At 61.4% G+C, this 19,771-nt stretch carries 12 protein-coding genes; 8 read left to right on the top strand and 4 right to left on the bottom strand.

Going from position 1 to position 19,771, the window contains the following annotated elements:
* Nucleotides 1–19: 19 nt before the first annotated feature.
* Together BUA36_RS02470 and BUA36_RS30135 are read right to left on the bottom strand one after the other, a co-directional pair.
* Nucleotides 20–472 (bottom strand): AbrB/MazE/SpoVT family DNA-binding domain-containing protein, encoded by a 453-nt coding sequence (locus BUA36_RS02470; RefSeq protein WP_072781035.1) that lies wholly within the window; start codon nt 470–472, stop codon nt 20–22.
* Nucleotides 469–885, bottom strand: coding sequence for a hypothetical protein (locus tag BUA36_RS30135; protein WP_139260329.1), 417 nt, complete (start codon nt 883–885; stop codon nt 469–471). Before BUA36_RS30135 ends, BUA36_RS02470 begins: the two co-directional genes overlap by 4 nt.
* Before the next feature lie 103 nt (nt 886–988).
* Here BUA36_RS30135 and BUA36_RS02465 point away from each other — a divergent pair, with 103 nt between their 5' ends.
* From BUA36_RS02465 to BUA36_RS29880, 4 genes are all read left to right on the top strand, one after another.
* Nucleotides 989–1,372 (top strand): hypothetical protein, encoded by a 384-nt coding sequence (locus BUA36_RS02465; protein ID WP_072781033.1) that lies wholly within the window; start codon nt 989–991, stop codon nt 1,370–1,372.
* A gap of 173 nt (nt 1,373–1,545) precedes the next feature.
* Nucleotides 1,546–2,397, top strand: a complete 852-nt coding sequence (locus BUA36_RS02460) for a metallophosphoesterase (RefSeq protein WP_072781550.1) — start codon at nt 1,546–1,548, stop codon at nt 2,395–2,397.
* A 10-nt stretch (nt 2,398–2,407) separates the two neighbouring features.
* Complete coding sequence (locus BUA36_RS02455) at nt 2,408–2,863, top strand: GNAT family N-acetyltransferase (RefSeq protein ID WP_072781031.1); 456 nt, start codon at nt 2,408–2,410, stop codon at nt 2,861–2,863.
* A gap of 89 nt (nt 2,864–2,952) precedes the next feature.
* On the top strand, nt 2,953–3,528 hold the full coding sequence (locus BUA36_RS29880) for a hypothetical protein (RefSeq protein WP_139260328.1): 576 nt from the start codon (nt 2,953–2,955) through the stop codon (nt 3,526–3,528).
* Here the strand turns inward: BUA36_RS29880 and BUA36_RS02445 are convergent.
* Nucleotides 3,411–5,735 (bottom strand): GspE/PulE family protein, encoded by a 2,325-nt coding sequence (locus BUA36_RS02445; protein WP_072781028.1) that lies wholly within the window; start codon nt 5,733–5,735, stop codon nt 3,411–3,413. The two genes, BUA36_RS29880 and BUA36_RS02445, sit on opposite strands and share 118 nt — an antisense overlap.
* Before the next feature lie 10 nt (nt 5,736–5,745).
* Nucleotides 5,746–6,642, bottom strand: a complete 897-nt coding sequence (locus BUA36_RS02440; RefSeq protein ID WP_072781026.1) for an MBL fold metallo-hydrolase — start codon at nt 6,640–6,642, stop codon at nt 5,746–5,748.
* 220 nt (nt 6,643–6,862) lie between these two features.
* Here BUA36_RS02440 and BUA36_RS02435 point away from each other — a divergent pair, with 220 nt between their 5' ends.
* The 4 genes from BUA36_RS02435 to BUA36_RS02420 all read left to right on the top strand — a co-directional run bounded on the left by BUA36_RS02435 (nt 6,863) and on the right by BUA36_RS02420 (nt 19,767).
* Nucleotides 6,863–8,482: an HD family phosphohydrolase gene (locus BUA36_RS02435; protein WP_072781024.1), complete on the top strand. Its 1,620-nt coding sequence runs from the start codon at nt 6,863–6,865 to the stop codon at nt 8,480–8,482.
* Between the two features lie 9 nt (nt 8,483–8,491).
* On the top strand, nt 8,492–10,771 hold the full coding sequence (locus BUA36_RS02430; protein WP_072781022.1) for a CHASE2 domain-containing protein: 2,280 nt from the start codon (nt 8,492–8,494) through the stop codon (nt 10,769–10,771).
* A gap of 258 nt (nt 10,772–11,029) precedes the next feature.
* Nucleotides 11,030–18,028, top strand: coding sequence for a YDG domain-containing protein (locus tag BUA36_RS30620; protein WP_072781020.1), 6,999 nt, complete (start codon nt 11,030–11,032; stop codon nt 18,026–18,028).
* Nucleotides 18,029–18,183: 155 nt separating this feature from the next.
* Nucleotides 18,184–19,767 carry a ShlB/FhaC/HecB family hemolysin secretion/activation protein gene (locus BUA36_RS02420; RefSeq protein WP_072781018.1) on the top strand — a complete coding sequence of 528 codons (1,584 nt, stop codon included), beginning with the start codon at nt 18,184–18,186 and terminating at the stop codon, nt 19,765–19,767.
* The last annotated feature ends 4 nt before the right edge of the window (nt 19,768–19,771 follow it).

Raw genomic sequence — 19,771 nt, 5'->3', positions numbered from 1 at the left:
GGAGCTTCGGCTCCCTTTTTTATTGCACTGGCTGCCGGGGGCGAATGCGCAATTCGTCGCCGACGCGTTGGATGTCCAGTTCGATATCTGGGCGCGTATAGGCGATTTCAGAAGGAATGGCGATCGCTTGCGCGTTGTCGCTTTGAACGAGACGGGTAGTGTGGCGGCGCATCTTCCATAAACTTGCGCTGTCATCTGGCATTGGGACTGCGTAATGAGATTGTGGCGGCAGGCTCAGTTGCGAATAGGCTCTCCGCATCAGCTCCTGTTGCTCTGTCTCGGGCATATCCGGCGGCATGACGACGATGGTTTTTTTGCCATCCCGGGCTTGAATAAGATACGTGTAGTCACTCTCTGGCTTGTGCGGGAAAAAATGGTCGCGAATGGCCGGTAATGCAATACTTAGCACTACAGTGACAAGCAGGCCGGCAGCCAGCATGCCGAGAGCCTGCCCTAATATCTGCCAGCTCATAGTTTTCCTCCGCGTAGAAAATCGACACTAACCGCGCATAGCCAAAGTATAAGTCCAATCAAAATGGATGTCCGCACGCCATCTACTTGAGGAAAATACAGGCTGCCGTGATTGATGCCCAAGTACAGGCTGACAGCCCATGCGGCAAGCCCTATCCACAATAGAATATTAATGCTTTGTGCCCAATGATGATCGCTGATATGGACTTTCCCAATATCTGCATGAGGATTTTTGACTCTGGACTCAACTGAAATTGTGGTACGTGTAAGTGGTAAAAGCATCCCTAGTGCTGCGCCGCCAATTGTCGGTCCGATGAACTCCCATGGATCTTCACCATTTGCACTGGCGCGTAGCAAGAATTCGAGTACTGCCATCAGCAGTGGAAATAACCTGGTCAGGATGCGTAGTTCCATTTGCTTGACGCCGAGTGATTTGCCGTCAATGTAGTCTCTTCTGCCGACAACGGATTGATTTGGATTGCAGTAAAATCAAAAACCTTCTTGAAGAGTGAATGTGATGGCGATTGATTTTGCGGAACTGAAACAACTGGCGGCGGTATCGGAGGCTGTGGCCGTACCTTGCAGTTGCCATGATGCGGCACTTTTTGCGTGGCAGACGGTGCCGTATTCTCTGACGCTGGAACAGTTTGAAGAAGTGGCGACACTGGTTGAAGATCCGTATGCGGAGCCGACCTTTGCCGAATACCACCCCAACGGCACACGCTACGACAGCGCCGACGCGCCCATCGCGCCACGCTATTATCCCGCCAACCTGAGCCAGGTACTGCGCTGCGTAAAATGCAACCGCCACTACCTGCGCTACACCGAAGGTGGCGGCTACTTCACCGAACAGCGCATCCGCGCACTTCGTCCTCAGATACTTGCGGACGTCCAGATTTAGTCATCACATACTTCCACGCTACGACCTGCGGTGGCTGCGAGTGCATCAGATAGATGCAGATATTTGTGTCCAGCATATAGCGAGGTATCAGAATCTCTCGCGATCTTTTTGTTCTTGCTGGCCGCGGTTTGATCCGGATGCACTATCATGCGGGTTTTTATTTCTCGAATCCCATGCCTTCTCCCCGCAGCAAACGTTACTCCCGCATTCATCACGGCCTGGAGTCCTTGCTGGATTTGGCGACGCTCGGCGGGCTGGTGAGTGCGCTGAGCTATCACTGCGGCCTGCACGGTCGTCTTGGCGTCACGCGCTATAGTGTCGCGCTGCCGGCGGAACGGCGCTTGCACCGGCCGTTGAAGATTGCGTTTGCGTCGGACTTTCATGCAGGGCGGCCTACCCACAAAACGATTTTTGATGATCTGTTTTCCGCCATCGCTGCCGAGCAGCCGGACGTGCTGCTGCTGGGCGGCGACTATGTGACCGGGCCTGCGCGCCATGCTGCCGTGCTGTGCCCCGGCCTGGCGGCGTGCAAACCCCCTCTGGGCAAGTTTGCCGTGTTCGGTAATCACGACCTGTCCACCGACGATCAGCACATCGCGCAGTTGTTTGAAGGCGCTGGCGTGACCATGCTGGTCAACCGCGCGATGACGCTGGCTGCGCCGTTCGATACGGTGTCGGTCTGCGGCATGGACGATCCCTGGACCGGCGAGGCGGACGGCAACGCCGGGTTTGCCGGCGCCGCAGCGACCCGCATCCTGCTGGTCCACGCGCCTGACGGTTTGCTGATGTTGCAAGGCCAGCGCTACGACATCGGCTTCGCTGGTCACACGCATGGCGGCCAGATCGCCATGCCCGACGGCACGCCGCTGGTGATGCCGCAAGGGCCGCTGTCGCGGCCGTTTTACTATGGCCGCTTTCCAGTGCGCGATAATGGAGATCTGATTGTGAGTCGCGGCGTTGGTTGTAGCGGCATTCCCGTGCGCATCAACGCCGATCCGGAGCTGGTCATTTGCACTGTGCAATAATCTACCCACCATGAACACTATCCACCTGAGTGAAGAAGATCCGACTGCGCCTGAGTCCGTTCTGCTGATGGCGGAATTGTCGACCGCGCTGGAAGCCATCACCGGCGACAGCGGCAAGGCGTCGTTTGATGTCGAGGACGTGCGCGGGCCGATGGCGTGCTTTGTCGTCGCCCGCAATGACGACGGTACCGCGCTCGGCTGTGGCGCCTTTCGGCCGATCGAGCCGGGCGTGGCGGAGATCAAGCGCATGTATGCGCGGCATGGCACCAGCGGGGTCGGCAGCGCTGTGCTGCGCTTTCTGGAGGACGAGGCGCTGGCGTTGGGCTACCAGGCGCTCTGGCTCGAGACGCGGCTGGTCAATCGCCGCGCGATGGATTTCTACGAGGCACGTGGCTATACACGGATTGCCAACTACGGCAAATACATCGGCAACCCGCTGGCGGTGTGTTTCGAGAAGCAGCTATAACCCAAGGCTCTGCTTGTAGGTCTGATCCCACAGCAGGTCGCGGCGGGCACTGCTTACGTGCACGTGAGGTACGCGGCACAATGCTCGGCATGAAAATCATTGATCAACGTTACCTGGACAGCGACAACCGCTATTCCACCCAGCCATGTCTCCTGAGTATCCTGGAGCTGGACCCTGTCACACCTGAAGCAACTGAAAAACTGCAAGAGCGCCTGTACGCCGCCTTGCCGGGACTGAGCCGTTTCCGTGGCCTGGTCGGCAAGCGTGCCGATGAAGTGCCGGCGATTGTGGAGCTGGTCCAGCAGGCCGCCATCGAATTGCGCCGTCTGGCGCTGAATGAAGTGACGATCGGTTTTGTCGGCGTGGTGCCGCGCATGCAGGGACGCTATCGCCTGGTGTTGCCGTACACCGTACAAACCGCCGCCGCGCCGGCGCTGGCGATGGCCACGCAAATGGTCAGCGCGCTGCTGGCAGGCCGTTCGTTCAACGTCAAGGCTGGCCTTGCACGCCTGCGCGCACTGGCGGACCGCCGCCGTACGCCACGCGGCTATTTGATGCAGACCGCGCGCACCATCTTGATGTCGGTAATCCCGAGAAGGACTTTCTCGATGCCGTCCATCTTCAGGGTCAGCATGCCGTCTTCCAGCGCGGCCGCCAGCAGCTGAGCAACGCGCGCATGCTCCTGTAGCAGTTTCTTGACCTTGTCGGAACCGGTCATCAGCTCGTGCAGGCCGATACGGCCTTTGTAACCCTTGTTGCAATCATCGCAGCCCACCGCGCGGTAGAGCGTGAACTTGCCGTCCTTGGCATAGCGCTGGCGCAGGCCCGTCACCGCCGCAGCGCGGGCGCCGTCCGGCAGCTCCTCGCAGTATTCGTTCAGCAGCGCCTGCAGCTCGGACTCGGGCGGCTCATACGCCTGCTTGCATTTGCCGCACAGGCGTTTGGCCAGGCGTTGCGCCAGTATGCCCAGCAGCGCATCGGAGAAATTGAACGGGTCCATGCCCATGTCCAGCAGGCGCACGATGGATTCCGGCGCGCTGTTGGTGTGCAGCGTGGAGAACACCAGGTGGCCGGTCAGCGAGGCTTCTATGCCCATGGCGACGGTTTCCTTGTCGCGCATCTCGCCCACCATGATGATGTCGGGATCGGCGCGCAGGAAGGCGCGCATCACGGTGGCGAAGTCCAGGCCCGCTTTGCGGTTGACCTGCACCTGGCGCAAGCCTTTCTGGGTGATCTCGACCGGATCTTCTGCGGTCCAGATCTTGGTGTCTGGGGTGTTGAGGTAATTCAGCACCGAGTGCAGCGTGGTGGTCTTGCCGGAGCCGGTCGGGCCGCAGACAAAGAACAGGCCATAGGGTTTTTCAATCGTCGCGCGCAGGCGCTCCAGATTAAACGGCAGCACGCCCAGCTTGTCGAGCGGTATCGGCTCGCCTGCCGCCAGTATCCGCATCACGATGTCTTCCACGCCGCCAGCGGACGGGATGGTGGCCACGCGCAGTTCGATGTCCAGCGGGCCGTATTTCTTGAATTTGATCTTGCCGTCCTGCGGCTTGCGACGCTCGGAGATATCGAGGTCGCACATGATCTTCACGCGCGCCACCAGGGCGCTGCGGTAGCTGGCGGGAATTTCGATATACGGCACCAGCGTGCCATCCTTGCGGAAGCGGATGCCGGTCTTGCCCTTGCCCGGCAGCGGTTCGATATGGATGTCCGACACGCCCTGGCGGTACGCATCGATGATGATTTTGTTGAGCAGCTTGACCAGCTCATTTTCCACCGCCTCGGAGACTTCGCCTGACGCTTCGCCATCCTCGTCGTAGGCGTCGTCCATGCCGGACAGCAGATCGCCCACGCTGCCGCTGTCGCCATGGCCGAAGAACAGCTCCACCATTTGCCGGAATTCGCGGTGCGAGGTGACGCGGTACACCGGTTTGGCGCGCGGGAAGATCTGGTTGACGATGTGGGTGTGCGCCACCCGCTCGGGATCCAGCGCTGCCACCAGCAAGCCGTCCTTGTTTTCTTCCAGCGGTATCCAGCCGGATTCCTCCACATACTGGCGCTTGAGATTTTTCAGCAGGTCGACCGGCTTGATGCGGTCGGCGCGAAAGTGCTCGTAGGGTACGGCAAAGTGTTTTTCCAGCGACACGCCAATGGCGGCCGGCTTGATCTCATACTCGTCGATGAGCACATCTTCGATATCCACTTCCCGTGCGCGCGCGGTGCGCGTGGCCTGTTCCAGTTCCTGCGCCGAAATCATCGCCTCCGTCACCAGACCGTCATATTTGGTGCGTACCATTTGCGGAGGTTTGAGGCGCTGCGAAAACGCCACCGACAAGGTCTCGCACAGCTCCTTGACGCCGTCTTCGGCGATGCTGGAGAAGGGCACGCGGTCACGGTTGTTGATGAACTGGACCACGCCCAGCAGCTCGCGCGATTGCACCGCGATCAGCGGCGCCACCAGCATCTGCTTGGTGCGGTAGCCGGTACGCTGGTCCACGCCCTGCTGGAAGCGCAGCTCGGGCGAGTAGCGTTCCAGCTCCGCCTGGTCGTAGACGTCGGCGAGGTTGACGGTCTTGCGCGTCAGCGCCACATAGCCGGCAATGCTGGCCGGCGTGATCGCCAGTTTGAGGTCGCGAAACGAGGTCAGGCCGGTCTTGACCTTGGAGACGATGTAGTCCTTCTGGTGGTCCATCGCGTACAGCGTGAAGCGGTCGCAGTTGAACAGGTCGCAGAACTCCATGCCCAGGTCGAGCATGATCTCATCGAGATTGCTGGTGGCGTGGATTTTGGTGGTGACGGCTTGCAGCTTCTGGAAAAAGGCCAGCCGCAGATCGACATCGCTAGGTCGTGCACTGGGCTGGCCGGCATTCATGAGCGCTCCGCTATGTCAGATTAACTTCCATGCCTTCGTATGCGAGCAGCACCTTGAGATCGCCCAGCAGCGGGGCGTGGCGCGCCATGACTTCGGCGAACACGGCTTCCAGCTCGTCGTCGCTGCGCGTTGGTTCGTGGTGGGTGCAGTATAGCGCTTTGGCGCCGGTGCGCAGCGCCAGTGCGAACGCCGAGTCAAACGTGCCGTGGCCCCAGCCCTGTTTGGCCGGGTATTCTTCGCGCGTGTACGAGCAGTCGACGATGAGCGCATCGACGCCGCGCACGGTGGCGTCGATCGCCGCGTTGCGCTCTTCCATCCAGCGCGCATAGGTGTCGTGTTCGGGATGGCCGGGCGGATGGATGTTGTAGTGCGGTTCGTGGTCGCCGGTGAAGAACAGCGAACGGCCATTGCAGTCGATGCGGTAACCGAGATCGATGACGGGATGGTTCATCACCACATTGCTGACGCTGGCGTCGCCGACCAGGGTTGGCTGACCGACCTCCAGCGTCTGGTATTCGATGGTGGCGTCCATCTGCGTTTCGCTGACGGGGAAGTAGCTGTTCTGCAGCTGCACGCCCATCACGTGTTCGATGCCGTTGCCGGTGTCGGGATCGGTCACGCCATGCAGCCGTACGCGGCTGTCGTGGATGAACAGCGGCGTAAAGAACGGCAGGCCGTGGATGTGGTCCCAATGGCTGTGGGTGATGAAGATGTTGGCGTGGATGGGCTTGGTTTTATTCTGGATCAGCGACTGCGCGAGGGCGAACAGGCCGGTGCCGCCATCGAGAATAATCAGGGTGTCGTTGTCGGTACGTACTTCAATACAAGTGGTATTGCCGCCATAACGCGCTGTACGCGGACCGGGGGAGGGGATAGAGCCACGCACTCCCCAAAATGTGAATTTCATACGCAATCCCTGGTAATCGCTGTTTTTGTTGTGTGTTGTTGCCTCATTGCCTGCGGTCGATAATAGCTTTTTTTTCCAGCCATAGGGAAACCCGATGCAAATTCGTCGCATCGATGATTTCCCGATGTACAACAGCTTGCGCTAGAGCTACACTCCCACACTGCGCTTGCAACTTGGGCGTCGCCGCGCCTTGTCTAAACGGGTATAAAAAAGAGCAACCATGCAAGAGTTGAATCAAACGCAAATCGCCGAACGCCTGGATCAGCTGACCGAACTCAGCGTCCAGCTGGGCAGCAATCACGATACCGACTCTTTACTGGAGCGTATACTCATTGTCGCCAAAAGCATGACCAATGCTGACGGTGGCACGCTGTACCGTCCCAGCGAGGACAAGCAGTTCCTGAATTTCCACATCCTCATCAACGACACGCTCAAGACTCACCAGGGCGGCTCCAGCGGCCAGCCTGTGACGGCGGGCAGCGTGCCGCTGTACGATGGCAGCGGCGAGAAAAACCTGTCGGCCGTGGCCGCCTATGCGGCGCACTTCGGCCTGTCGGTCAACATCGAGGATGTGTACAAGGCCGACGTGTTCAACTTCTCCGGCATGGTGAAGTTCGACCAGATGCGCAACTATCATTCGAAATCCTTCCTCACGGTGCCGATGAGCGACCATGAAGGCGAACTGGTAGGCGTGCTGCAGCTGATTAACGCCAAGGACAGCGAGACGGGCGAGATCCGCGCGTTCACCCAGACCGACCAGCGCTTCATCGAGGCGCTGGCCGCGCAGGCGGCCGTGGCGCTGACCCACCAGCGCCTGATCGCCCAGTTGGAAGAACTGCTGGAATCCCTGGTCAACCTCATCAATATCGGCATCGACGAGAAATCGCCGTACACGGGCCGTCATTGCCAGTTCGTGCCTGAACTGACGATGATGCTGGCCGAGGCCGTGCACAACACGGAAAGCGGCCCGCTGGCCGATTTCCACATGAACGATGCCGACCGCAAGGAGCTGTGGCTGGCTGGCCTGCTGCACGACTGCGGCAAGATCACCACGCCAGTGCACGTGGTTGACAAGGCCACCAAGCTGGAGACGATTTTCGACCGTATCGGCATGATCGATACGCGCTTTGAAGTGCTGCTGCGCGACGCCGAAATCGCCGCGCTCAAACACCAGCGGGCGCCCGGTGCCGACGTTGCCGCCATCGACGCCGAACTGGCCGCACAGCAGGCCGCGCTGCGCGCCGACCGCGACTTCATCCGCTTTGCCAACGTCGGCGGCGAGGGCATGAAGCCGGAAGACCAGGAGCGCGTGCGCGAGATCGGCAAACGTCGCTGGGTTGGCCCGGATGGCGTCGAGCGCGACTTCTTCGACGACAATGAACTGATGAACCTGACCATCAAGTTCGGCACGCTGACCGAGGGCGAGCGCAAGGAAATCAACAACCACATCGTCATGACCATCAAGATGCTGGAGGCGCTGCCATGGCCCAAGCATCTCAAGAACGTGCCGGAATACGCGGGCGGCCACCACGAGCGCATGGACGGCAAAGGCTATCCGCGCGGCCTGACCAAGGAGCAGATGTCGGTGCAGGCGCGCGTGATGGCGATTGCCGATATCTTTGAAGCGCTGACCGCCAAGGACCGCCCCTACAAGAAGGGCAAGATGCTGTCGGAGTCGCTGCGCATCCTGGGCAATTTCTCGCTCAATGGCCACATCGACCCGGACCTGTTCGACATCTTCATCCGCAACAGGATCTACCTGGAATTCGCCCATAAAAACATGGACGCCAAGCAGATCGACGACATCGACGAATCCAGGATTCCCGGCTACACCCCGTAAGGACAGCGCGTGCGCCTGCTTCCCGCCAAATTTTCCAAGACACTGACCAAGTACGGCCCGCGCTGGCTGCTGGGCATCCTCATCACCATGGCGGGGGTGTTTTACGCGCTGGGCTGGTACAGCAACGACACCGTGGCGCGGCTGGACAATCTGTGGTCCGGCGAGCGCATGAAGCTGGAAAAACCGGTGCTGGACAAGCGCATCGTGATTGTCGATATCGACGGCAAGTCGCTCACCGAATTCGGCCGCTTCCCGTGGAGCCGCAATGTCCAGGGCACGCTGATCTCGCAGCTGGTGAATCATTACCAGGCCAAGGCGGTCGGCTACGATATTTCCTTCCCCGAGCCGGACACTTCGTCCGGCTACAGCGTGCTGGAAAAGCTGTCCAGGACTGAGCTCAAGGATGTGCCGGTGCTGCGCCAGCGCCTGGAAGAACTGAAGCCGATGATGGACTACGACGGCGTGTTTGCCTCCGCACTCAAAGAGAAACCCGTCATCCTCGGCTTCAACCTGTCGCCCGACCAGATCAAGGGCACGCTGCCCAAGCCATTGTTCACCGAGGCGGACCTGAACGGCCGCGAACTGACCGCGTATAACGCCCCCGGCTTCGAGGCCAACGTGCCGGTGCTGACGCAGGCGGCCGCCGGCGCCGGCAGCTTCTCGGTGGTGACCGACCCGGATGGTATTGTCCGCACGGCCTACCTGATCCAGCAGGTGGGCGACAGCTATTACCCGTCACTGTCGCTGGCCACGGCGTCGCTGTATCTGAATGCGCTGGCGGTCAAGCCGCTGCTGGACCAGAACGTGGACAAGATGTCGGACCTGCAGCGCGAAAGCGGCGGCTACGACTACCTGACCATCATCATGCCCGGCGGCGTGCAGCGCCTGATACCGGTCGGCGACGGCATGAGCACCGTGGTGCAGTACCGCGGCGTTGGCGGTCCGCGCGGCGGCTCGTTCCGCTATGTGTCGGCGGCAGATGTACTGACGGGCCGCGCGCCGGTCGAGCTGCTGAAAGGCACGGTGGTGCTGATCGGTACCACGGCGCCGGGGCTGGTCGACTTGCGGGCCACGCCGGTCAATCCCGAATATCCCGGCGTGGAAATTCACGCCAACCTGATCCGCTCCATGCTGGACAACCGTTTCAAGCAGCGGCCGTATTACTCGTTCATCGCGGAAGCCGCCTCGGTACTGATGGTCGGCCTGGCCTTGAGCTTCGGCCTGGCGGCGCTGTCGCCGCTGCGCGCGATCCTGTCCGGCGTGCTGGTGCTGGCGGCCTCCCTGGCGGCCAACTATTATCTGTACCGCGAGATGGACCTGATCTTCGATCTGGCCATGCTGGTGATTGTGATTGTCAGTGTGTTCGTGATGAACGTCGCCTGGGGCTACTTCTTCGAGGTGCGCAAAGGGGCGGCGCTGGTGTCGCGCTTTGGCGAGTACGTGGCGCCCGAGCTGGTGGCCGAGATGGCGGAAGATCCGGAAAAATACAATATGGATGGCGAGAGCCGCGAGCTGACCGTGATGTTTGTCGACGTGCGCGGCTTCACCACCATCTCCGAAGGGCTGACGCCCAAGCAGCTGCGCGAATACATCAACCTGTACCTGACGGCGATGTCGGAAGACATCCGCAGCGCCCATCAGGGCACGCTGGACAAATACATCGGTGACGCGGTGATGGCGTTCTGGGGCGCGCCGGTAGCGTTCAGCGACCACGCCAGCCGTGGCGTTGCTACCTCGCTGCTGATGCAGGCCAGCGCCAAACGCCTCAACCAGGACTTCATTGCGCGCGGCTGGCCGGAACTGAAAATCGGCATCGGCCTCAACTCCGGTCTGATGCACGTGGGCGACATGGGCTCCAACATCCGCCGCGCCTATACGGTGATGGGCGATGCCGTGAACCTGGGCTCGCGCCTGGAGGGCATCACCAAGGTGTATGGCGTCGGCATCACGGTGGGCGAGGCCACGCGCGCGGCCGCGACAGAATTCACCTATCGCGAGCTGGACCTGGTGCGCGTCAAAGGCAAGAACGAACCGGTGGCCATCTTTGAACCGATTGCGCTGGAGAAGGATACAGACGATGCCACCCGGCATGAAGTCGCGCGCTGGCATGAAGCGCTGGCCGCCGTGCGCGCCCAGCGCTGGGATGACGCCAGCGCCATCATTGCGGAGCTGCAGGCGCTGTCGCCAGACCGCGGCCTGTACCATTTGTACGTGGAGCGGATCGCCTATTACCGCGCCCATCCGCCCGGCGCGGACTGGGACGGCGTGACCACCTTCGAGACCAAATAATAGAAAATCGTCAATGATGTTGGGGCATTAATGCAGCCACAGTTTTCCAACAAAATCCAGCCGCAGCGCACAAAAAAGGGTGGCGAACTCGGCAAACGGGATTAGACTTTAAAAAACATAAGTTTCCTACTGGCTAAATTCAGCCCCTCGGCACCCCGCCCCTGTGCCCGCACCTTACAAATCAGAACTCACAGCCGCTTGTGGCGACTATTCGGACACGGGCGGAACCGAAATCCGCCCCTGCTAGAGGATGTCGTCATGAAAGCTAGTGTCCCTTCCCACAAGCTGCGCCGCAAGGCCATTGCGGTGCTGGTGGCTGCCTGCTATGGCAGCGCGTATGCCGCGCCGGTGAATCCTACCGTCATCGCCGGGCAGGCCAGCTTCAATCAGCAAGGCAAGACCTACACGGTCACCAACACGCCAAATGCCATCATCAACTGGCAGGGGTTTTCGATCGGCGCCGATGAGGTGGCGCGCTTTGTGCAGCAGAACACGGATAGCAAGGTGCTTAACCGCATCACCGGGCAAGACCCCAGCGTGATTCTCGGTTCGCTGCAATCGAACGGCAAGGTGTTCCTGATTAATCCCAACGGCGTGGTGTTTGGCGCGGGCTCGCGGGTGGATGTGGCAGGGCTGGTGGCCTCCAGCCTGAATCTCTCGAATGCCGATTTCCTGGCCGGTAAAAACAACTTCAACGGCGCCGCCAATGCGGGCAAGGTCAGCAACCAGGGCACGATTACCACGCCGTCCGGCGGGCAGATCTTCCTGATCGCACCGGCTGTCGAAAACAGCGGCATCCTCTCCACGCAGAACGGCGAGGTGGTGCTGGCGGCCGGCCATAGCGTACAGCTATTTGATTCCAGCGATCCCAATGTGCAGGTGGTGGTGTCGTCATCGTCCGACCAGGCGCTGAATCTGGGCAGCATCGTGGCGCAGGGAGGGCGTGTGGGCGTGTATGGCGCGCTGGTCAGTCAGCGCGGCGTCATCAACGCCAACAGTGCAGTGCGCGGCGAGAATGGCAAGATCGTGCTCAAGGCCAGTGGCACCACGCTGGTGGAAGCGGGCAGCACGACCACGGCCGTGGGCAGCAACCTGAACACGGGTGGCGACATCCAGCTGCTGGGCGAGAAAGTCGGTGTGACCGGCAACGCGGTGTTGGATGCCAGCGGCGCAGCGGGCGGCGGCACGGTGCTGGTGGGCGGCGATTATCAAGGCAAAAATGCGGCCGTGATGAATGCGCAGCAGTCATACGTGGGCAAGGACGCCGTGTTGCGCGCCGATGCGACTGCGCAGGGCAATGGCGGCAAGGTTGTCGTGTGGGGCGACAAGACCACGCAGATGTATGGCGCGATTTCCGCGCGCGGCGGTGCGCAGGGCGGCAATGGGGGCATGGTGGAAACCTCGGGCCACTATCTGGACATGCAGGGCACGGTGGATACCCGTGCGTCCCGAGGCGCCTATGGTTCGCTGCTGCTGGACCCGAGTGATGTCTATATCGCGGCCGACCTGAGTACCGCGATGACGGCTGGCCTCAGTGGCAGCAACACCTTGAGCGGCACCGGCCTGTTTGTTGAAAGCTCGGCTGTCGCCGGTTCGCTGCTGCAGACCGGTGTGCTGACGACCGCGCTGCTGACCAATGATGTCACCGTTAGCACCAGCAATGCCAGCGGTACCGGTATCGGTCAGATCAAGGTGGTCAGCCCTCTGTCGTGGAGTTCGACCCATAGCCTGACACTGCAGGCAGACAGCGATATCCGCCTCAATGCTCCCATCACCGCGCTGAGTGGCGCGCTGCATATGAGTTCGGTCGGCGCCATCGTGCAGGACACCAGCCCGATCAGCGCGCTGGCCGTCAGCAGCATCGATGCCATCGCGGCCGGCGCCATCCTGCTGGATAACAACGCCAATACCATCGGCGGCACCGCCACGCTCACCTCGCAAGGCAGCAATGTCACCTTGACTGCAGTGAATGTGCACCTGGACGCCAGCTCAGCATTTGGCTCGCTGACGGCGACTGCCTTTAACGGCGACATCACGGTGAGCGGCAATGTCAACGCCGGGGGCAACCTCCAGCTCCAGTCCAGCAAGGCCGGCGGCACGCTGATCATCGACAGCGGCAACACCGTATCCACCACCGCCGGCAATATCGCGCTGGTAGCGGACAAGATGAATTTGAATGGCGTTATTCAAGGCGTCACCCAGCACCAGGTGAGTCTGACGCCCTACCAGGATGCGATCAATGTGCTGGTCGGCGGCAGTTCGGCCGATAGCAGTGGCACACTGGGCCTGAGCGAGAGCGAACTGCAGAACATCAGCGTGCCGGTCAACGGTCTGCTGTCGATTGGCCCATCGCTGACCAATACGGCCGCCACCGGCATGCTGACTGTGGATGGCAGCCTCAACCTGTCCAGCTCGCTGGGCGGTGGCGGCGTGCTGCTGCAAGGACAGGCCAACGGGCTGACCATCAATAGCGGCGCGGTGCTGTCCGTGCCTGGCGTGCTGAGTCTGCAGACCGTGCCGCAAGGCGATCACCGCGTGACGAATGCAGGGACGGTGAGCTCCAGTTCCGGTATCAACATCTTTGCCGGCAAGATGACGCTGGCTGGCGGTACGCTGAACGCGCCGAGCATCAGCCTGAGCACCGGCAACCAGGTGGACCTGGGCGCAACGGGCAACCCGACTGATACGCTGGCACTGACCAATGCTGACCTGAACAGCGCAACGGCCGCCAGCCTCAATGTGTCGATCAATTCAGTCCACACCGGTACGGGCGATATTGTCGTCAGCGCGCCAATGACGATAGGCAGCAGCCTGGCGTTGACGGCGCAGCGCAATATCGACATGCAGTCTGCGATGACCACGACCGGTGGTCTGTCGCTGAGTACAGTCGGCACCATCTCTGCCGATGCGGTGTCGGTGGGCGGGCGATTTGAAATGCTGGGCGGCCAGTGGATACAGAACAGTGTCACCTTGCCCGGCTTTAGCGCGGCGGATTTCAAGCTGACGGGCGGCAGCTTTGTGCGCGTGCTTGGCGGCCTGGGCACGCTGCAATCACCGTACCAGCTGGCCGACGTCTATGGCTTGCAGGGCGCGGCAACGTTGAGCAATTCGCGCTCCTACGTGCTGGCCAACGATATCGATGCAAGCGCCACGGCAGGCTGGTCCGCCAACTTCAAGCCGATCGCGAGTGCGGGCGTGTTCACGGGGGTATTTGATGGCGCCAATCACAGCATCTCGAATCTGAAAATTAACCGGCCTGGCGAGGATGCGGTAGGGATGTTCTCGGCGCTGGCGAGCGGCACGATTAAAAATCTCACGCTAAGCAACGTGAATGTCACTGGCAGTAGCAATGTCGGCGGTCTGGTGGGCTTTGTTACCGACGGTATCGGCTTCATGGACAACCTCGCGGTGAGTGGCACGGTGACCGGCATCAGCAATGTGGGCGGGCTGCTCGGTACCAATGGCGGCCTGCTGAGCAATGCCACCAGCAGCGGTACAGTGACGGGCCAGGCTGGCGCCAACGCCTCCAATATCGGCGGCCTGATCGGCCGTAACGTCGGCCAGGTCAGTACTTCGTCGTCCAGTGCCAATGTGAGCAGTACCGGCTTTGGCTACACAGGTGGCCTGATCGGCAGCAATGCCAAGGAAGGCAACTTCGTTGGCAGTGTGACGCAGTCGTTTGCGACCGGCACGGTGTACAGCTTGGGCGAAATTGTCGGCGGCCTCATCGGCGATAACAACGGCGGCGCGCTGACCTTGTCCTACGCAACCGGCAATGTGAATGGCGGCCGCAATGTTGGCGGCCTGGTGGGACGCAACACCAACAACAGCAGCATCAATAACGCCTATGCTTCTGGCAATGTCAGCGGCAATAGCGCTGACAACACGGTCAGCCACGGCAATATTGGCGGACTGGCGGGTGACCTGTTCGCAGGCAGCATCAGCAATGTGTTCAGCAGCGGTACGGTGAGTTCGTCCGGCTTCTATGGCTATAACGGTCTGGTCGGTTCGTATGAGGGCGGCACGCTGACCCATGGCTACTTCAACCAGGTGACTGCTGGCACGCCTTCGGACGCAGCTGGTGGCGTGGGCCTGACGACGGCGCAGATGAAGCAGCAAGGCAGTTTCAGCGGCATGGACTTCAGCGATACGTGGCGTATCTATGAAGGCCATACGGTGCCGCTGCTGAAAACCTTCCTCACGCCCTATACGGTGAATGTGACGGGCGGCAGCAGCGTCAGCAAAGTCTACGATGGACAATCAGCGGCCTTCGCCGGCACGGCGGACCCGGTCCCGACCGGCATTGCTGGCGCACTGGGTTTTGACGGTGCGTCCAACGCCGGCACTTACGCGGTCGGCGGCTTTTATTCCACCAAATACGATATCAGCTATAGCGGTACAAGCGCCCAGCTGGAGATCACGCCGCGTCCGGTGACGGCGGTGTTCACGGCTGAAAAAGTCTATGACGGTGGTACCGGTTTCTTCAGTGGCACGCTGAACTCGGTAGTGAACAATCTGGTCGGCTCGGATACGGTGGGGGTGACCGGCGGTGTGCACTTTAGCGACAAGAATGTCGGCACCAACAAGCCGGTCAGCCTGATCGATGCCGTGCTGACCGGCAACTCCCACGGCAATTACACCCTCACGGGCGTCAGCGGCACCGGCACCGTGACGCCCGCCAGCCTGAGCGTGGATGGCCTCAGCGCCCAGACCCGCAGCTACAACGGCCAGGTGGACGCGACGCTGAACGGCACGCCTGGCGTGAGCGCTTTAGGCAACGACGTGGTGTCCATCAGCGGCACGGGCACGGCGACGTTTGATAACAAGAACGTCGGCAGCGGCAAGCTGGTCACGGTCAACACCAATGGCTATACCTTGTCCGGCGCCGACGCGGGCAATTATGTGCTGGTGGCGCCAAGCGGCCTGACCGGCGAAATCACGCCCGCCGTGCTGACGATTAATGGCATGACTGCCAACAGCCGCGTCTACAACGTCGATTACGATGCGGTATCCGACAGCTATGGCCGCAAGGCCGCAGTGACGGGCGGTATGCTTGCAGGCGTGTTTGGCAACGACCAGGTCAGCATCGCCGCTACCAATGCGACGTTTGCCGATAAAAACGTCGGCGTTGCCAAGAGTGTGACCGTCAACGGCGTGACGCTGGCCGGCAGCGATGCCGGCAACTATGTTGTGATGAACTATCCCGCCGGTCTGTTGGCGGACATTACCCCGGCCATGCTGGCGGTATCGCTGGCCAGCCGCGAGTACAACAACACAACTACTGGCACCTTCGGCGGCGCGACATTGAGTGGCGTGCTGGGGAATGACGATGTGTCGCTCATGAGCAGCGGCGCAACTGCCACCTATGCCGACAAGAATGTGGGCCTGGCCAAGACGGTCACGGTGGGCGGCTCGGCGCTGAGCCTGGGTGGCTACGATGGCGGCAACTATGTGATTTCCGGCGTCAGCGGCGACATCACGGCTCGCGCACTGGCCACCTGGACCGCGACCGGCGCCGGCCTGTGGAGCGCATCCGGCAACTGGGCTGACGGCATTGCACCGGATGCCGCCAATGTGCTGGCGGCCTCGCTGGGCAATAGCGCCGGCCTGGTCACCTACGATGCGTCGGCTGGCAATACCACGCTGGTCACGCTGTCGTCCAATGGCACGGCGCTGACGTTGACGGGCGGCAAGCTGACGCTGACCGGCAGCGGCAGCGATACTTCCAATTTCTATGGCGCACTGACGCAGAGCGGCGGCGCGCTTGAATTGCAGGGAAGGCTGAGTGCCAGCAACCTGGTGCTGAGCAGCGGCGCGCTGAATGCCGTGGGCAGCAATAGCCGGCTGGATGTGAACAGCCTGACGCAGACCGGCGGCCTGATCAACAGCGATGGCACGGTCAACGTCAGCAGTGGCAGCAACATCGCGGTGGGCAATATCCGCGCGCACTCGCTGACGCTGAACGCGGGCGAGGGCGGCGTGGTCACGCAGAACAGCGGCACCCAGCTGGTGGCTGACATGTTGAATGCAAGCGCCAACGGCGGCATTACGCTGACCAATGCCAGCAACCATGTGGGCGCGTTTTCCGCCACCGTGTATGGCCAGGGCAATATCGCGCTGACCAATATCGTGACCAGCGGCGAGCTGGCGCTGGGGCCATTGACCACGCATGGCAACATCATCATCGACAACCATGGCGGGATTCATACGGCAGGCACGATTACGGCCTACAACAGTGGCGCTGGCACGGGGCAGGTATCGATTACCGCGCACAGCCCGGTGACCATCAACAACAGCATCAGCGGCACCGATATCACGCTGGCCGCCAGCACTGACATCACCTTGGGGAGCGGTTCCGCGCTGAGTTCCACCCACAGCATTGGCCTGACGGCCGGCACCAACATTGTGCTGGGCGGGACCTTGTCGGTGCCGTCCGGCGGCAGTATTTCTGCAGTGGCCACCAATGGCAGCATCTCTGCCAGCAGCGGCACCATGATCAGCAGCGGCGGCTCGCCCGTGACGCTGTCGGCGCCCAATGGCTCGGTCAGTACCACGGGCAGCACGTTGGGCAGTGGTACGGTGCCGGCGATTAATGATGGCTCGGCGCAGGCAGCAGCAGCGGCTGCCGCCAAGGCAGCTGCAGACGCCGCCGCAGCCAAAGCCGCCGCCGATGCCGCCGCCAAGGCCGCGTCGGACGCGGCGGCCAAGGCGGCTGCCGATGCCGCTGCCAAAGCTGCCGCGGATGCCGCCAGCAAGGCCGCTGCGGACGCCGCCGCCAAAGCCGCCGCCGATGCAGCGGCCAAGGCTGCCGCCGACGCGGCTGCGGCCGCTGCAGCATCCGATGCGGCCGCGAAAGCCGCCGCCGATGCCGCCGCCAAAGCTGCAGCGGAAACTGCCGCCAAGGCGGCCGCCGACGCCGCTGCCGAAGCTGCTGCCAAAGCGGCCGCCGATGCCGCCGCCAAGGCTGCTGCGGATGCGGCCGCCAAAGCCACTGCGGATGCGCAAAACCAGAATAGCCAGCCGGTGACGCAGGCGATCAATTCGACGGTGAACATCATCAACAGTTCCATCGTCAGCGGCGGCACCACGAGCAGTACGCCATCGGTACCGGATACCAAGGTTGCCAGTTCCAGCGGCTCCAGCGGTGGCACCAGTGCCCCTGACGACAAAGTACCTGGCGATAAGAAAGGCGACGCAAACGCCAAGACCAGCGTGGCGTCGATGAAAGAGCAAACCAAGAAAATGTATTGCAACTAAATCTAGGCGGGAATCCAACACTTGGGGCGGCTCGGGGAAAATCGCCGCGCAGCGTGGGATGGCTATGCTAGCATCGAGGAAAGATTGTTATTGCAAAATATCAAAAAGACAAAATTGACAGTTTCAACTGCCAGATAACACCACGAGTCCACAACATGAGATATAGCCTAACGCGCCTGCTTGCAGGGTCCTTACTTGCTGCCGCCGTTGCCTCGGCATGGGCGGCCGATACGGCAGACGACAGCGCCATCCGGTTTGAGATTTCCCGTTTTGAAGTCAAAGGCAATACCTTGTTGCCGCCTGCCGAAATCGATGCCCTGCTGAGCAAGTACAGCGGCAAGCAGCGCGACTTCGGCGACGTGCAGCGCGCGCTGGAGGCACTGGAGGCGGTCTACCATGAGCGCGGCTTCAATGTGGTCACCATCGAGTTGCCGGAGCAGGAACTGAATGGCGGCGTGGTGGTGCTGCGTGTGGTGGAAACCAAAATAGGCCGGGTCTCGGTCAAGAATAACCAGTACTTTGACGAAGCCAATATCCGCCGCAGCCTGCCGGCGCTGCAGGAGGGGCGTTCGCCGAATCTGAAGACCATATCGGCCAACCTGAAGCAGGGTAACGAGAGCCCGTCCAAGCAGGTGACGATGAAGCTGCAGAGCGGCGAGAAGGATGATGAAGTCGATGCCGTGCTGGACGTCAAAGACGAATCGCCGTGGAAGGTGATGGCCAATGCCGACAACACCGGCACCGAAGCCACCGGCAAGACCCACCTGGGCGTGATCCTGCAAAACGCCAATCTGTTTGGCCGCGACCATCTGGCGTCGCTGCAGTACACCACCTCGGCCGAAGAGCCGGGCCGCGTCAAGGTGTATGGCGCGGGCTACCATATTCCGCTGTACGGCCTGGGCGACTCGCTGGATTTCTTTGCCAGCTATTCCAACGTCGATTCCGGCACCGTTAGCGCGGGCGCATTGAACCTGGCGGTCAGCGGCAAGGGCGCCGTGTATGGCGCGCGCTACAACCAGGCGCTGGCCAAGCGCGGTGAGATCGAGTCGCGCCTGTCCTATGGCGTGGACGTGAAGGCCTTCAAGAACAGCGTGCAGTACCAGGGGACTGAGCTGGGCAACAATGTGACGGTGCACCCGCTCAGCATCAGCTACCAGGCCAATGCGCCCATCGCGCTGGGCGAGGTCGGCGGCCAGATCACTTTGCTGCGCAATATTTCCGGTGGATCGAATGGCGGCCCGGCTTCCTTCAACCTGGCGCGCGTCAATTCCAAGCCTGATTACACCCTGCTGCGTTTTGGCGGCAGCATCACCCGCGCGCTGGAGAACCAGTGGCAGTTGCGTGCCATTGTCAACGGCCAGTACACCAGCGACGCGCTGATCCCGGGCGAGCAGTTCGGTATCGGCGGCGCGACGTCGGTGCGTGGTTTCATCGAGCGCGAAATCGCCAACGATACCGGCGCCAGCCTCAACTTGGAAGCGTACACGCCCAACCTGTGCTCGCGCGCAGGCTGGAACTGCCGCCTGCTGGGCTTCTACGACAGCGCCTACGTGCACCGCAACAAGGCCCAGCCAGGCGAGATTGTTAGCACCTCGATCGCCAGTGCCGGTATCGGTGCGCGCTTTGTGCTGTCGACCTATGTGAACCTGCAACTCGATTACGGCCATGTACTGCGTGCTGGCGCCACCACCCGCGCCGACGCCAACCGCTTGCACCTGCGTCTAGGCCTGGCCTACTGATTCA

It is taken from the genome of Duganella sacchari (assembly GCF_900143065.1).
GTDB classification, from domain to species: domain Bacteria; phylum Pseudomonadota; class Gammaproteobacteria; order Burkholderiales; family Burkholderiaceae_D; genus Rugamonas; species Rugamonas sacchari.
Note: the sequence above shows the minus strand (reverse complement) of the source record. Positions and strands in the feature narration are given on the sequence as shown.

Coding starts and splice junctions, on each gene's coding strand:
- BUA36_RS02470 (WP_072781035.1), bottom strand. CDS start 472: ATGAGCTGGCAGATATTAGGGCAGGCTCTCGGCATGCTGGCTGCCGGC.
- BUA36_RS30135 (WP_139260329.1), bottom strand. CDS start 885: ATGGAACTACGCATCCTGACCAGGTTATTTCCACTGCTGATGGCAGTA.
- BUA36_RS02465 (WP_072781033.1), top strand. CDS start 989: ATGGCGATTGATTTTGCGGAACTGAAACAACTGGCGGCGGTATCGGAG.
- BUA36_RS02460 (WP_072781550.1), top strand. CDS start 1,546: ATGCCTTCTCCCCGCAGCAAACGTTACTCCCGCATTCATCACGGCCTG.
- BUA36_RS02455 (WP_072781031.1), top strand. CDS start 2,408: ATGAACACTATCCACCTGAGTGAAGAAGATCCGACTGCGCCTGAGTCC.
- BUA36_RS29880 (WP_139260328.1), top strand. CDS start 2,953: ATGAAAATCATTGATCAACGTTACCTGGACAGCGACAACCGCTATTCC.
- BUA36_RS02445 (WP_072781028.1), bottom strand. CDS start 5,735: ATGAATGCCGGCCAGCCCAGTGCACGACCTAGCGATGTCGATCTGCGG.
- BUA36_RS02440 (WP_072781026.1), bottom strand. CDS start 6,642: ATGAAATTCACATTTTGGGGAGTGCGTGGCTCTATCCCCTCCCCCGGT.
- BUA36_RS02435 (WP_072781024.1), top strand. CDS start 6,863: ATGCAAGAGTTGAATCAAACGCAAATCGCCGAACGCCTGGATCAGCTG.
- BUA36_RS30620 (WP_072781020.1), top strand. CDS start 11,030: ATGAAAGCTAGTGTCCCTTCCCACAAGCTGCGCCGCAAGGCCATTGCG.
- BUA36_RS02420 (WP_072781018.1), top strand. CDS start 18,184: ATGAGATATAGCCTAACGCGCCTGCTTGCAGGGTCCTTACTTGCTGCC.